The 13,337-nt window shown below is 68.3% G+C and carries 9 protein-coding genes; 1 reads left to right on the top strand and 8 read right to left on the bottom strand.

What is annotated here, in order from left to right; translation table 11 throughout:
- Window positions 1-2: 2 nt before the first annotated feature.
- The 7 genes from mnmA to ACOQFL_RS11110 all read right to left on the bottom strand — a co-directional run bounded on the left by mnmA (window position 3) and on the right by ACOQFL_RS11110 (window position 7,620).
- The gene (gene mnmA / locus ACOQFL_RS11140; protein ID WP_435544056.1) at window positions 3-1,091 is read right to left on the bottom strand and encodes a tRNA 2-thiouridine(34) synthase MnmA; all 1,089 of its coding nucleotides are present in this window, start codon (window positions 1,089-1,091) and stop codon (window positions 3-5) included.
- Between the two features lie 2 nt (window positions 1,092-1,093).
- Window positions 1,094-2,317, bottom strand: coding sequence for a cysteine desulfurase family protein (locus ACOQFL_RS11135; protein WP_435544055.1), 1,224 nt, complete (start codon window positions 2,315-2,317; stop codon window positions 1,094-1,096).
- The gene (locus ACOQFL_RS11130; protein WP_435544054.1) at window positions 2,314-3,717 is read right to left on the bottom strand and encodes an MFS transporter; all 1,404 of its coding nucleotides are present in this window, start codon (window positions 3,715-3,717) and stop codon (window positions 2,314-2,316) included. Before ACOQFL_RS11130 ends, ACOQFL_RS11135 begins: the two co-directional genes overlap by 4 nt.
- Window positions 3,632-4,738: a lysophospholipid acyltransferase family protein gene (locus ACOQFL_RS11125; RefSeq protein WP_435544053.1), complete on the bottom strand. Its 1,107-nt coding sequence runs from the start codon at window positions 4,736-4,738 to the stop codon at window positions 3,632-3,634. The genes ACOQFL_RS11130 and ACOQFL_RS11125 overlap by 86 nt, the downstream gene beginning before the upstream one ends.
- Window positions 4,735-5,520: a GNAT family N-acetyltransferase gene (locus ACOQFL_RS11120; protein WP_435544052.1), complete on the bottom strand. Its 786-nt coding sequence runs from the start codon at window positions 5,518-5,520 to the stop codon at window positions 4,735-4,737. Before ACOQFL_RS11120 ends, ACOQFL_RS11125 begins: the two co-directional genes overlap by 4 nt.
- 186 nt (window positions 5,521-5,706) lie before the next feature.
- Window positions 5,707-6,666, bottom strand: a complete 960-nt coding sequence (locus ACOQFL_RS11115; protein WP_435544051.1) for an electron transfer flavoprotein subunit alpha/FixB family protein — start codon at window positions 6,664-6,666, stop codon at window positions 5,707-5,709.
- A gap of 171 nt (window positions 6,667-6,837) precedes the next feature.
- A complete protein-coding gene (locus ACOQFL_RS11110) occupies window positions 6,838-7,620 on the bottom strand; it encodes an electron transfer flavoprotein subunit beta/FixA family protein (RefSeq protein ID WP_435544050.1) in 783 nt (260 codons plus the stop codon).
- Window positions 7,621-7,910: 290 nt separating this feature from the next.
- Here ACOQFL_RS11110 and ACOQFL_RS11105 point away from each other — a divergent pair, with 290 nt between their 5' ends.
- Window positions 7,911-8,750, top strand: coding sequence for a DegV family protein (locus tag ACOQFL_RS11105; RefSeq protein WP_435544049.1), 840 nt, complete (start codon window positions 7,911-7,913; stop codon window positions 8,748-8,750).
- 570 nt (window positions 8,751-9,320) lie between these two features.
- On the opposite strand, the gene hrpA is transcribed toward ACOQFL_RS11105, so the two are convergent.
- A complete protein-coding gene (gene hrpA, locus ACOQFL_RS11100) occupies window positions 9,321-13,280 on the bottom strand; it encodes an ATP-dependent RNA helicase HrpA (protein WP_435544048.1) in 3,960 nt (1,319 codons plus the stop codon).
- Between the last annotated feature and the right edge of the window lie 57 nt (window positions 13,281-13,337).

Here is a 13,337-nt window from a genome sequence, read left to right as displayed (position 1 = left end):
TTTCACCGGGTGCTGGAGATCTTGGCACTCCCGAGCACCAGATCTCCTGCTTCGTCGGGCCGGTAGAGCACCACCGACTGTCCGGGAGCCACACCGCGCATCGGCTCGTGCAGGCGCACCAGCACGCCCTCGTCGGTCGTCTCGGCCACGGCACGGCAGGTCTCGCCGTGCGCACGGATCTGGGCCACGCACTCGGTCGGACCGTCGAGGGGGCTCTCGGAGGGCCAGATCGGCCGGTCCGCGTCGATCTCGGTCACCGAGAGCCGTTCCGCCGAACCGACCTCGACCGTGCCGGAAACCGGCTCCAGCGAGAGCACGTAACGCGGCCGTCCGTCAGCGGCGGGCTTGTCGATGCCGAGCCCCTTGCGCTGCCCCACCGTGAAACCGTGCACCCCGGAGTGCTCGGCGAGCACCTCACCCGAGTCGGCGTCGACCATCTCGCCCGGTCGCTCACCCAACTTGGAGTCGAGGAACTTCTTGGTGTCGCCGTCCGGGATGAAGCAGATGTCGTGGCTGTCCGGTTTTTGCGCCACCGCGAGATCGCGCCGCTCCGCCTCTTCGCGTACCTCCGACTTCAGCGAGTGCCCCAGCGGGAACATCGCGTGGCGGAGCTGTTGCGGGGTGAGTGAGGCGAGCACGTAGGACTGGTCCTTGTCCTCGTCCCTGCTGCGGCGCAGCTCCGGCACTCCCGACTCCTGCGAGAGCCTGGCGTAGTGGCCCGTCGAGACGGCATCGAAGCCGAGCGCGACGGCCTTCTCCAGCAACGCCTCGAACTTGATCTTCTCGTTGCAGGTCATGCACGGGTTGGGGGTACGTCCCGCGGCGTACTCGCCCACGAAGGTCTCGATGACCTCCTCGCTGAACCGTTCGGCGAAGTCCCAGACGTAGAACGGAATTCCCATGATGTCGGCGGCACGCCGCGCGTCACGGGAGTCCTCCACGGTGCAACAGCCGCGGGCTCCCGTTCGCAACGTCCCCGGTTTGGCGGACAGCGCCAGGTGCACGCCGGTGACGTCGTGCCCCGCGTCCACAGCTCGGGCGGCAGCCACCGCCGAATCCACACCGCCGCTCATCGCCGCGAGTACTCGCACCCTCACACCTCCGTAGGCGCGGTGGCCGATCCCACCGAAGTCTTGCTCAAACCGGAGAGCCCGGCGCCACGGGCCCGCCGTACGGCCGGTTCCAGCGCGTCCAGGAACGCACGGACGTCCTCTCGGGTCGAGTCGTGTCCGAGCGTGAGCCGCAGCGACCCCCGAGCGACCCGCACGTCCGCGCCCATCGCCAACAATACGTGGCTGGGTTCGGCGACACCGGCGGTGCACGCGGATCCGGTGGAGCACTCGATGCCGTTGGCGTCGAGCAGCATCAGCAGGCTGTCCCCTTCGCAGCCGGGGAAGGTGAAGTGCGCGTTCCCCGGCAACCGGCCGCCCCCGACGGTACCCGGATCGCCGTTGAGCACCGCGTCCGGTACGGCCGAGCGCACGCCCTCGATCAGTTCGTCCCGCAGGGCGGCGAGCTCCACCGCGTGGTGCTCCCGGCGGTCGACCGCCTCGCGCAGCGCACTGGCGAGGGCCAGCACGGCGGGCGTGTCCAGCGTGCCGGAGCGGACCTCCCGCTCCTGGCCACCCCCGTGCAGCAGCGGCGTGCAGGTGACATCCCTGCCCAGCACCAGCACCCCCACGCCGTAGGGACCACCGATCTTGTGCCCGGTCATCGTCAGCGCCGACACCCCGGAGGACTCGAAGTCCACGGGCAGCGTCTCCACGGCCTGGACGGCGTCGGTGTGCAACGGTATGCCGTAGCGAACGGCCACCTCCGCCAGCTCCGGAATCGGGTTGACCGTGCCGACCTCGTTGTTGGCCCACATCACGGTGGCGAGCGCGACCTCCTCCGGCGCCTGGCGAACCGCCTCCTCCAGCACTTCGGGAGTCACCCTGCCGTGCGAGTCGACCTCCAGCCAGGTGACTTCGGCTCCCTCGTGCTCGGCCAGCCATTCCACGGTGTCGAGCACCGCGTGGTGCTCCACGGCGGAGGCGAGCACTCGGCGGCGCCGCGGATCGGCGTCCCTGCGGCCCCAGAAGATTCCCTTCACCGCGAGATTGTCACTCTCGGTTCCGCCTCCGGTGAACAGCACCTCGGAAGGACGAGCGCCGAGTGCGGCCGCGATGTCCTCGCGGGACTCCTCCACGGCACGACGAGCTCGCCTGCCGGAGGTGTGCAGGGACGAGGCGTTGCCCAGCGTGGCGAGCGCCTCGGTCATGACCTCGATAGCGCCCGCACGCATCGGGGTGGTTGCCGCATGGTCCAGGTACGTCATCGCCCGTCCAGGATAATCCCTCGGGAGCGTGCGACCAGGCGCGCACCCAGTGAGCCCGTCACCATCAGCAGCCCCGCGAGCACGGCCACGCCCAGGGTCGGTTCCTCGGTACTGGCCAACAGGTTCACCAGTGCCCCTCCCAAGCCGATCAGCAGGGCCTGCCCGAGCATGTCCGAGATCTGCAACGCGGCCGAGTTGAACCCTCGTTCGGTCTGGTCCGAGAGCCCCAGCACCCGCACGGCCGTGCTGGAGACGGACACCCCCATGCCCGCACCGGCGATCGACCAGAACACGAAGATCGCCCGGTCCGCTCCCCATTCCGGTGCCAGCATCGCCACACCGAGCACACCCACGACCACCAGTACGAATCCGGACGCCACCAAGTGCTCTCTGCTGAAGCGACCCTGCCTGCCCTGCCAGAACGATCCCAACGACCAGCCCAGCGAGGCCACGGTCAGCGGAATTCCGGCCAACATCGCCGAATAGCCGTGCACGACGGTAAGCACCAGCGGGATGAAGGCCTCGGCGGTGAAGAAGACACCGGCCAGCAGTCCACGCGCCAGCACCATGACCGGGATGCCCGGTCGGGCCGAAAGCGTCCCCGTGGGCAGCAGAATCCGCATGCAGCCCCACAGCGAGCCGATCGCCGCCACCCCGAGGAGCGCCGAGAGCACCGAGGGATGGTCGGCACTCCAGTTCAGCACTACTGTGCCGAACCCGGCGCCGAGCGCCGCGGGCATCAGGCCGGGTCTCGCAGTGGGCCGCGTATCGGGCTTGCTCCCCCCGCGCCGGATGGTGGGAGCGAGCAGCACCGCGCCGAGCAGCACGAACGGCGCGAGCCCGAGAAAGACCCATCGCCAGTGCAGCTGTTCGGTGATCAGGCCCGACAGGGCGGGCCCGAGCAGCGAGGGAAGAACCCAGGCCGCGGACATCGCGCCGAACGCCCTGGGGTGGTGTCGTTGGGGATAGACCCTGGCGATCATCACGTACAGCGGCACGGCGACGCTGCCGCCGCCCAGCCCCTGCAGGGCCCGGGCGAGCAGCAGCACGGGCATGTTCGGCGCGGATCCGGCCAGCAGGAGCCCCGCCGCGAACAGTGGCAGCGCGAGCAGCAGCGGCAGTGCGGGCCCGTGCCGGTCGGCGAGTCGCCCCGCGAAGACGGTTCCGACCGCGCTGGCGGCCATGAACAGCGTGAACGCCCAGGAGTACCACCGCTGGCCGTCCAGTTCGGAGGCGATGGTGGGCAGCGCCGTCGCCACCCCCATCGCCTCGAAGGCGACCAACGTGACCACCAGCAGCAGGCCGATGGTGAAGTTACGATACTGCTTTGACCACAGTGGACTTTCGGGTTCCGGTTCCGTCGTGGCGGTCGGCTCGCGAGGATCGTTCCGATCGGTCACCACACGATGTTGCGACTTCCACCGCGGTGCAAGTCCAGTGCTTCCCGGCGGGACGTGGCTCACACGCCTCGGTGATGATCCGGGCACAGTAGGAAGCCAGCTCCCGCCGCGTGCGGGGAGCGTCCCGCCGTACGGCCGCGTAGCCGATGGTTTCCGCACGGCCCGGCGTCCCCGCGGAAGCGTCGAGTGCGACCGCACCGGGCCCGCCGTCGAACCGCCCCGGCGAAACGGTGGTCGGGGCAGCGATGGCCGGGACAGTGGGGGACGAGGCAGCGGGGGACGGCAGCTGGATCAGCTCCACGACGAGGCCGCGCACCGCCAGGACCTCGCGCAGCGAACCCAGCAGGGTGTCCTCGCCGACGAACGCGGCAACCGTGGTGGGCTCCCCACTCATCAGTTCATAGCGCAGCGCGACGGGCCGTACCGGGGCGCCCGCGTCCAACGCCGCCTGGAAGACCGCGGAGCGGTACCGCCCGGAAGCACGACCGCATCGAGTCGTGCCTTCCGGGAAAGCACCGACCACATGGCCGTGGCGCAGTGCCTCGGTGACGGAACCGATCGCGACGGGGAGCCGGCTGGGACGGTTCCTGTCGATGAACAGCGTCCCCGCACGCGCCGCCAGCGTCCCGAGCAACGGCCAGTCGCGCACCTCGGCCTTGGCCAACAGGCGCATCGGACACACCGCCTGCAGCGCGAGCACGTCCAACCAGGAGACGTGGTTGGACACCACCAGCGCTCCCGTCCCCTCCCCCGTTCGGGGTGGCGGAACACCGCGCACTCGTAGTCGCACGCCGAGAGCGGCGAGAACGCCGGTGAACCACGTTCGGGCGGCGGCACGACGTCGGCCTTCGGGCAGCATCGGCGTGGCCGAGGCGAGCAGCACCCCGTACAGCAGCAGCACCGCCACCACCAGCAGCCTGCGGAGCCGACAGGTGAACGTGGCGCGGGGCAACGTCCGCCTGGGAGGCAGGCAGTGCGTTCCGCACGGCGAGTTCGGCGTCCAGGTGTCGGCCCCGTTCACGAGTCCCCCAGAAAACGGTCGAGGTATCGCCGGTCGATCTCGTGCGAGTCCAGCAGTACGAAGAAGTCCGCGACACCGAACTCGGGGTCGTGGGCGGGTGGGCCGCACACGCGAGCTCCCAACCGCAGGTATCCGCGCAGCAGCGGTGGCAACCGGACACGATCCGGAGCGGGCACAGTCCGGGTCGGCCAGGGCCGGTAGGGCCGAACCCGGTGGGAGCGGGATGCGTAGTAACCGCGGCGAACCGCCTGCCACACCCCGGCGGCCGACGTTCCGCCGTCCCGCAGCGACACCGAGGCGCAGCCCGCGAGCCAACGATGCCCGTGCAGCAGCAGGTAACGAGCGATACCGGCCCAGATCAGACCGATCACCGCTCCGGTGCGGTGGTCCGGGTGCACGCAGGAACGGCCGGTTTCCACCAGGTCCGGGCGCAGCGGCGCCAAGGTGGTGAGGTCGAACTCGTCGTCGGAGTAGAGCCGCCCCGCGGCGAGGGCGTGCTGGGGCGGCAGCATCCGGTAGGTACCGACGATCTCGTCCGATCGCTGCGATCGCACCACGAGGTGGTCGCAGAACTCGTCGAAAGGGTCGGTCTCGAGCCCGGCCTCGTCCTGGTGCACCAGGGCGCCCATCTCCGTGGCGAACACCCGGTGGCGTAGCCGCTGGGCGGCTCGAATCTCGGCTGGTTCCCTGGTCAGAAGTAATGAGTAGCGATCGGCTCCGCTCCGGTCCCGCCCGTCGGTAACGGCCAGCAGTGTGGCGTCGGATCGCGCTGTTTCGGCCATGTCCGCAGATGTAGCCGGGCGCGTGCGACCACCGGTAGTGGCGCGGGACGGACGCGACGAGAACTTCGGATGAATGACGGGTACCCGAGCCCCACCGGAACTCGGGAGCAGGGCCGACAGCATTCGGGGGCGAAAGAGACCGGACGATCTCCTTCGCCCCCGAGGACGCCGTGGCACGAGTGGTCGTCAACCCTTGCGGTTACCGACTTCCTCGGTCAGCTGCGGGGCCACCTTGAACAGGTCACCGACGACACCGAAGTCGGCGATCTCGAAGATCGGCGCCTCGGCGTCCTTGTTGACGGCCACGATGGTCTTGGAGGTCTGCATCCCGGCGCGGTGCTGGATGGCGCCGGAGATCCCCAACGCGAGGTAGAGCTGCGGGGAGACCGTCTTGCCGGTCTGACCGACCTGGAACTGGGCGGGGTAGTAGCCCGAGTCCACCGCGGCGCGCGAAGCACCGACGGCGGCGCCGAGGGAGTCCGCGAGCTTCTCGATCACCTCGAAGCTCTCCGCGCTGCCGACACCACGGCCGCCCGAAACCACCACGTTGGCCTCGGTCAGTTCGGGGCGGTCCCCCGATTCGGCGGGCTGCCTGCCGGTGACGGCACCGGACTTGCCCGCGTCGGTGCCCGGAACCTCGACGGATTCGCGCGCACCGCCGCCGTCCAGCGTCCCCGGCTCGACGCTGCCCGGCAGCATCGACACGACCGGAGCGCCGGAAGCGGCCTTGGCCCTTGCCTGGTACGACCCGCCGAACAGCGAGTAGTCGGCCACCCCGTCGGAATCGATGTCGGCGACCTCGGACAGCAGTCCGCTGCCGGTCCGCACCGCCAGCCTGCCCGCGATCTCCTTGCCGTCGACACTGGCCGACAGCAGCACCGCAGCGGGGGAGACACGCTCGACGAGGCTCGACAGCACGTCGACCTGCGGCGTGATCAGGTAGTTGTCGATGTCGGCCGATTCCGCCGTGTAAACCTTGGCCGCACCGGCCGAAGCCAACTCGTCGGCGATCTTGTCGGTGGCACCGGGGCCGCCGGTGACCACCGCGGCGGGCTCGCCGAGTCGGCGGGCCGCCGTGAGCATCTCGTACGTAACCTTCTTGACCTCGCCACCCGCGTGGTCGACGAGGACCAAAACCTCAGACATGGATAACGCCCTTCTCAAACGCGACCGAAGCCGAAACACACCACGACTCGAAACGATCCGGAATCGTCACGACCACCCCGCCAACGGCCGAGGAACGCCGTGCGAGCACCGGAACGCGGCACCCGGCCGGCACCCGGCCACGGAGCCGAATCCTCTTGCGGTGAGGATCTCTCAGACGAGGTTCTTGCCCGACAGGAACTCGACGATGCGGGTGCCGCCGTCGCCCTCGTCGGTTACCTGCTGGCCTGCTTCCTTCGGCGGCGCGGGCGCGGACGAGACCATCTGCGTCAGCGCGCCGGACAGTCCGACCTCGTCAGCCTCGATACCGGCGTCGCCCAGCGCCAGCGTGGAAACCGGCTTCTTCTTCGCGGCCATGATGCCCTTGAACGAGGGGTACCGCGGTTCGTTGATCTTCTCGGTGACGCTGACCACGGTGGGGAGCTCGGCGCGCACACTGGTAACCCCGGCGTCGGTCTCGCGTTCGACCGAGACCGTCGATCCCTCGACCGAGAGCGAGCGCGCGTAGGTGAGCTGCGGCCACCCCAGCAGTTCGGCCAGCATCGCGGGCACGGCACCGCTGCGTCCGTCCGTGGACTCGTTACCGGCGATGAGCATGTCCACCGAATCCAGCGTGCCGACAACCTTGGCCAGCGCCTTGGCCGTGCCGACCGCGTCGGTACCGTGCAACGCCTCGTCCGTGAGGTGCACGGCCTTGTCGGCACCCATCGACAGTGCCTTGCGGATCGCGTCGGACGCACCCTCGGGGCCCATGCACAGCACGGTCACTTCACCGCCGTGGGCCTCCTTGGCCAGCAACGCCTCCTCAACGGCCCGCTCGTTGATCTCATCCAACACCACATCGGCGGATGCCCGATCCAACGTGTGATCCGAGTCGGACAACTTGCGCTCGGACCACGTGTCCGGCACCTGCTTCACCAGGACGACAATATTCATGGGCCCTCTCCGACCTCCTGCGGACTGTTGACGGCTTCCTGGCTGGGTAGTCCCGGCACGGCTTGTCCCCGGGAAGGTTGACCTTGCCACGTAGCCCGGCGAAAAGCACAGTGACGCCAACCACCATGGATGTTACCGGCCGGTAGCCCCAGCGTAACCCGGGTACGAGGGTGACGGTACTCACGCCGTGAGGCCTTTCCCCGACGGGGCACCGAACACCGAATCGGCCGAGCGTAACCCCTAAGCCACGGGCATTCATACGAATAGATGATCAAAGCTAGTCTGAAAGCATGAATCGACGCGTCGCAATCGTTACGGACTCCACCGCATCGATCCCCTCCGGTCTCGCCGAGGAGCTGGGCATCACGGTCGTGCAGCTGGAACTGAGCATCGACGGAGAAAGCGACGACGAGCGACGCGTCCCGCACGGGAGACTCGCCGAGGCGATGCGCTCGGGACGAGCTGTGACCACCGCCGCCCCGCCCGCTCCCGCGTTCTTCTGGAACTACGCGGACGCGGTCGGCGAGGGCGTCGAGGCGATCGTCTCGGTGCACCTTTCCGGCGGACTCTCGGCCACCTGTGAGGCGGCACGCGCCGCGGCGGCGGAAGTCAGCGTGCCGGTACACGTGGTCGACTCCGGAATGTGCGGACTGGGATTCGGCCTACCGGTGATCGCCGCGGCCGAGGCCGCCGCCCGGGGGGCCGACGTGCAGACGGTGCTGGACCTGTTGCAGCAGCGGCTGAACGGCACTACGGAGATGGTCTACGTCGACACCCTGGAGCACCTGCGGCGCAGTGGACGGGTCAGCGGCGGGCAGGCCACCCTCGCACGAGCACTGTCGATCAAACCTCTGCTGGTGATGCGCGACGGCGAACTGCGGGAGATGACCAAGGGAATCGGACCGGAACGGGTGCTGCGCAAGGCAGTGGAGCAGGCCACGCGCACGGGAGCCGGAAGGGTCGATTTCGCCACGGAACACTTTCAGGCTCCCGAACGCGCCGGCTGGGTGCTGGAAAAGCTCAGCCGCAGGTTGTCACCGCAGCGAGAACCGCTGTTGGAGGAGACCAGCGCGATCATCGGTGCGCACGCCGGACCCGGAGCAGTAGGAATCACGATCACACCCGCGTGAACGAGAACTCCGCACCCCGATTTTCGTAGCGGTGCGAGTGGCGGAACCTCCGGGGGCGCCTCCCTGCGGGTGCCCCGACATCGGGTAGCGACCTACACAACGTCGGGGCCGTCCTCGCGAGGCACTCCCCGGAGAACCCGCGGCGGTGCCGACTGCCGGCGCGGTCGGAGCGCGGCCTGCGGAAGTGGTGGGAGTGCGGCCACTCGTCGACGCTGATGGCCCGGCGATTTCGTGGGAAATTGACGCCCACGAGCAGCGGTTTGGCTCCAGCTCCGTCAATTTCCCACGAAATCGTCGAAACGGGGCGGCGGTGTGGCCCCGGGTGCGTAAATTTCCCACGAAATCGCCGCGCCCTTGATGCTCCGAAAGCCGAGCCCCAACCACCAGCGCAGGCCGAGACCCGACCACCATCGCGAGCGGCACCGCCGCGGGTTCTCTCGTGCGGCTCTCGCGAGGAAGGCCCGACGTGGCGTAGGTGGCTACTCGATGTCGGGCCTCCCGGAGCGAGAGCCGTGCGAGAGGTTCCGCCACCCGCACCGCCACACAGGCCGAGTCAGCACAGTGCGACGCTCAGGGTTGGAGCTTGTCCATGGCCCGGTGTATCCGCTTCTCGGAGACCGAGTGCGGCGTTCCCAACTCCTGCGCGAAGTAGCTCACCCGCAGTTCTTCGATCATCCAGCCGATCGACCAGAGCTGCTCGCCCACCGGTTTGCCCTCACCCACGGAGTCGAGCATCTCCTGGTAACGCTGTTCCACGCCGCGCACCCCCTCCATCAGATCGCGATCCCGGCCGGGATGCTGCGCGACCTTCCGCAACCGGTAGGAGATCCCTTCGAGGTAGCGCCGCAGATCGGCCAGCCGCCACCACCCGGTGTCGGTGACGAAACCGGGATAGATCAGGTTGGACAGTTGGGTACGGATGTCCGCAGCGGCGTCGGCGGAAAGCGAGCGTGTGCCGTCCAGCTCGGCCTCGACCCGCTGTTGCGTGGCAAGCACCTGTTCCACTGTGGACAACACTCGCGCGGAGGTCTCGTTCACCCCCTCACGTACCTGTTGCACCACCGTGGCAAAGGCGTCCTGATCCTCGGGCACTCCCCCGGCTCGGTCGATGAGCGCATCAGCGGCACAGGCGATACAGTCCTCGAAGAGATTCTCGGGATCCCCGTGCGGGCTACGACCGAACACCAGTTTCGCCGAGTTCGTCAGTCGACGCCGCAGGAACTTAACCGGTGAGGGCAGGTTCAACAGCACCAGCCGACGGGCGCCACGACGTTGCTGGTCGCGTTGTTCGGCGACCGTGTCGAAAGCACGGATGCCGACGCTGTCGCCCTCGTCGACCAGCGCCGGGTAGGCCTTGACCACCTGACCGTGCCGCTGCCGCTCGAAAGTACCGGGAATCTTGCCGAAGTCCCACTCCCGCAGCCCGTGTCGTTCGATACTTTCCGCTGCCGCCGATATCTCGGCCCGCAGCCGAGGGCGCAGTCGTTCGGAGAGTTCCTCGAGGTCCTTGCCCTCCGCGAGGATGCTTTCCTCGCCGCTGTTCTCGTCGCCTTCCACCACCCGGAAGGTCATCCGCAGATGGTCGGGAATCCGCTGCGGGTCCCAGGCATCGAGCGGAACGGTGACCCCGGTCATGCGACGCAGCTCGGTGGACAGCGCTTCGAGCAGTGGACCGTCGTAAGGTCGCAGCCGCGCGAGCAGTGCCCTTACGTGGTCGGGAACCGGCACGAACTCACGTCGCCACTGCTTGGGCAGCGACTTGAGCAACGCCGTGATCAGTTCCTCCCGGAGCCCGGGGATCTGCCAGTCGAAACCGGCTGGGCTGAGCTGGTTGAGCACGGTCACCGGCACGTGCACGGTCACCCCGTCGGCGTCACTGCCGGGTTCGAACTGGTAGCTCAGTCGCAGCCGGTGCCTGCCCTGCTGCCAGAAGTCCGGGTAGTCGGTGTCGGTCACGCTCGCGGAGGTCTCGTTGAACAGCAACGACCTCGGGAACGTGAGCAGATCGGGCTGCTGACGCCGGGCCTTCTTCCACCAGGTGTCGAAGTGGCGCGCGGAAACCACCTCGGCCCCGACCCGCTGGTCGTAGAACTCGTAGAGCGCGTCGTCGTCCACGACGATGTCGCGGCGTCGGGCGCGTTGTTCCAGCTCCTCGACCTCCGCGAGCAGCCTGCGGTTGGTGTGGAAGAACTCGTGGCGGGTCTCCCAGTCGCCTTCCACCAGTGCGTGCCGGATGAACAGCTCGCGGCAGAGTTCGGGTTCGACGCGGCCGTAGTTGACCTTGCGGCCCGCCACGAGTGGAACACCGTAGAGCGTCACTCGTTCGTAGGCCATTACCGCGCCCTTGTCCTTCTCCCAGTGCGGCTCGCTGTAATGCCGCTTGACCAGGTGCCCCGCCAGACGCTCGATCCAGGCGGGTTCCACCTTCGCGACGGTGCGCGCCCAGAGTTTGGAGGTCTCCACCAGTTCGGCCGCCATGACCCACTGCGGCTGTTTCTTGAACAGCGCCGAGCCGGGGAAGATCGCGAACTTGGCGCCCCGCGCGCCGAGGTACTCGGTGCCGGAACGGCGGTTGGAGCCGGACTTGCGCTCGGTGTCCTTCAACCCGATGTGGGAAAGCAGTCCGGCCAGCAGCGACTGGTGCACCCGGTCCTCGTCGGCGGGCTCGTCGTTGATCGAGATGTCGAGCGAGTTGACCATCTGTCGCAGCTGGCTGTAGAGGTCCTGCCATTCCCGCACCCGGATGTAATTCAGGTACTCGTTGCGGCACATTCGTCGGAACTGGTTGCCGGAGAGCTCCTTGCGCTGGTCACGCAGGTACTGCCAAAGGTTGAGGTAGGCGAGGAAGTCGGACTGCTTGTTGTTGAACCTGGCGTGCTGCTGATCGGCTGCCTGCTGGTGCTCCGCGGGACGCTCCCTGGGGTCCTGGATCGACAGTCCGGCCGCCACGACCATCGTCTCGTGCACGCACCCGTTCACCTCGGCCTCGACGATCATCCTGGCCAGCCTCGGGTCGATCGGCAGCTGCGCCAGTTTCGACCCGACCTTGGTAAGCCGCTGGTTGTCCTGCTTACCCCGCTTGGTGGACTGCTCCAGCGCGCCCAACTCGTGCAGCAGGTTCACCCCGTCGGTGATCTGTCGCCGGTCGGGAGGCTCCACGAACGGGAACGAGGCCACCTCGCCCAGCCCCAGCGAGGTCATCCGCAGGATCACCGAGGCGAGATTCGTACGCAGGATCTCCGGATCGGTGAACTCCTGCCGGGCCAGGAAGTCCTCCTCGGAGTACAGCCGGACGCAGATCCCCTCCGACTCGCGACCGCAGCGCCCCTTGCGCTGGTTGGCCGAAGCCTGCGAGACGGCCTCGATGGGCAGCCGCTGCACCCTGGTCCGGAAGCTGTAGCGGGATATCCGCGCGGTGCCGGGATCGATGACGTACTTGATGCCCGGCACGGTCAGCGAGGTCTCGGCGACGTTGGTGGCGAGCACGATGCGCCGCGTGGAGTGCCGCTGGAAAACGCGCTGCTGTTCGGCCGAGGACAGCCGCGCGTACAGCGGAAGCACCTCGGTGCGAGCCGGTTTGCGCTGTTCCAGCGCCTCCGCGGCGTCGCGGATCTCCCGCTCACCGCTGAGAAAGACCAGGATGTCGCCGGGCCCCTCGGCGCACAGCTCGTCCACCGCGTCGCCGATGGCCGTGATCTGGTCGCGCTCGACGTCCTCGAGCTCGTCGGAATCGTCGACCAGCGGCCGGTACCGCACCTCGACCGGATAGGTGCGTCCGGAGACCTCCACGATCGGCGCGTCGTCGAAGTGCCGGGAGAACCGCTCCGGGTCGATGGTGGCCGAGGTGATGATCACCTTGAGATCGGGGCGCTTGGGCAGGATCTGCTTGAGGTAACCGAGGATGAAATCGATGTTGAGGCTGCGCTCGTGGGCCTCGTCGATGATCAGCGTGTCGTAGCGTCGCAGCAGCCTGTCCCGTTGGATCTCCGCGAGCAGGATGCCGTCGGTCATCTGCTTGACCAGGGTGTCCTCGTCGGCACGTTCGGTGAACCGAACCTGGTATCCGACCGCACCGCCCACCTCGACGTCGAGTTCGGTGGCGATCCGTTCGGCGACGGTACGCGCGGCGAGCCTGCGCGGCTGGGTATGACCGATCGAACCGAATATCCCGCGGCCCAGTTCCAGGCACATCTTCGGCAGCTGCGTCGTCTTGCCCGAACCGGTCTCACCGGCGACGATGACCACCTGGTTGTCCCGGATCGCGCTCAGCAGATCCTCCCGCCGCCCGGTGACGGGAAGCTCCGCGGGATAGGTGATCTCGGGAACCTGCTCCTTGCGGCGGGTGACGCGCTCGTGCGCCGCCGTGATGTCGTCGGAGATCTCGGACGCGACGCCGCGCAACGCCTCCTGGTCGCGGATCTTGTGCGCACCTTCGATGCGCCGCCGCAGCCGCCGGTGGTCCTGCGGCATGAGTTCGGTGAGGCGGTCGCGGAGCTCGGACAGCGAGGGCGGAACGGGTGCAGTGGCCATACTCTCTCCAGGATAGAGATCCCGGCGGACGGCACGCCGCCGTGCTTCGCGAATCAC

The sequence above is a fragment of the Actinopolyspora sabaoui genome (genome assembly GCF_051225635.1).
Classification (GTDB): domain Bacteria; phylum Actinomycetota; class Actinomycetes; order Mycobacteriales; family Pseudonocardiaceae; genus Actinopolyspora.
Note: the sequence above shows the minus strand (reverse complement) of the source record. Positions and strands in the feature narration are given on the sequence as shown.

Bases quoted from the DNA above. Each gene is read 5' to 3' on its own strand.
- ACOQFL_RS11135 (WP_435544055.1), bottom strand. From the start codon at position 2,317: ATGACGTACCTGGACCATGCGGCAACCACCCCGATGCGTGCGGGCGCT.
- ACOQFL_RS11120 (WP_435544052.1), bottom strand. From the start codon at position 5,520: ATGGCCGAAACAGCGCGATCCGACGCCACACTGCTGGCCGTTACCGAC.
- ACOQFL_RS11115 (WP_435544051.1), bottom strand. From the start codon at position 6,666: ATGTCTGAGGTTTTGGTCCTCGTCGACCACGCGGGTGGCGAGGTCAAG.
- ACOQFL_RS11110 (WP_435544050.1), bottom strand. From the start codon at position 7,620: ATGAATATTGTCGTCCTGGTGAAGCAGGTGCCGGACACGTGGTCCGAG.
- ACOQFL_RS11105 (WP_435544049.1), top strand. From the start codon at position 7,911: ATGAATCGACGCGTCGCAATCGTTACGGACTCCACCGCATCGATCCCC.
- hrpA (WP_435544048.1), bottom strand. From the start codon at position 13,280: ATGGCCACTGCACCCGTTCCGCCCTCGCTGTCCGAGCTCCGCGACCGC.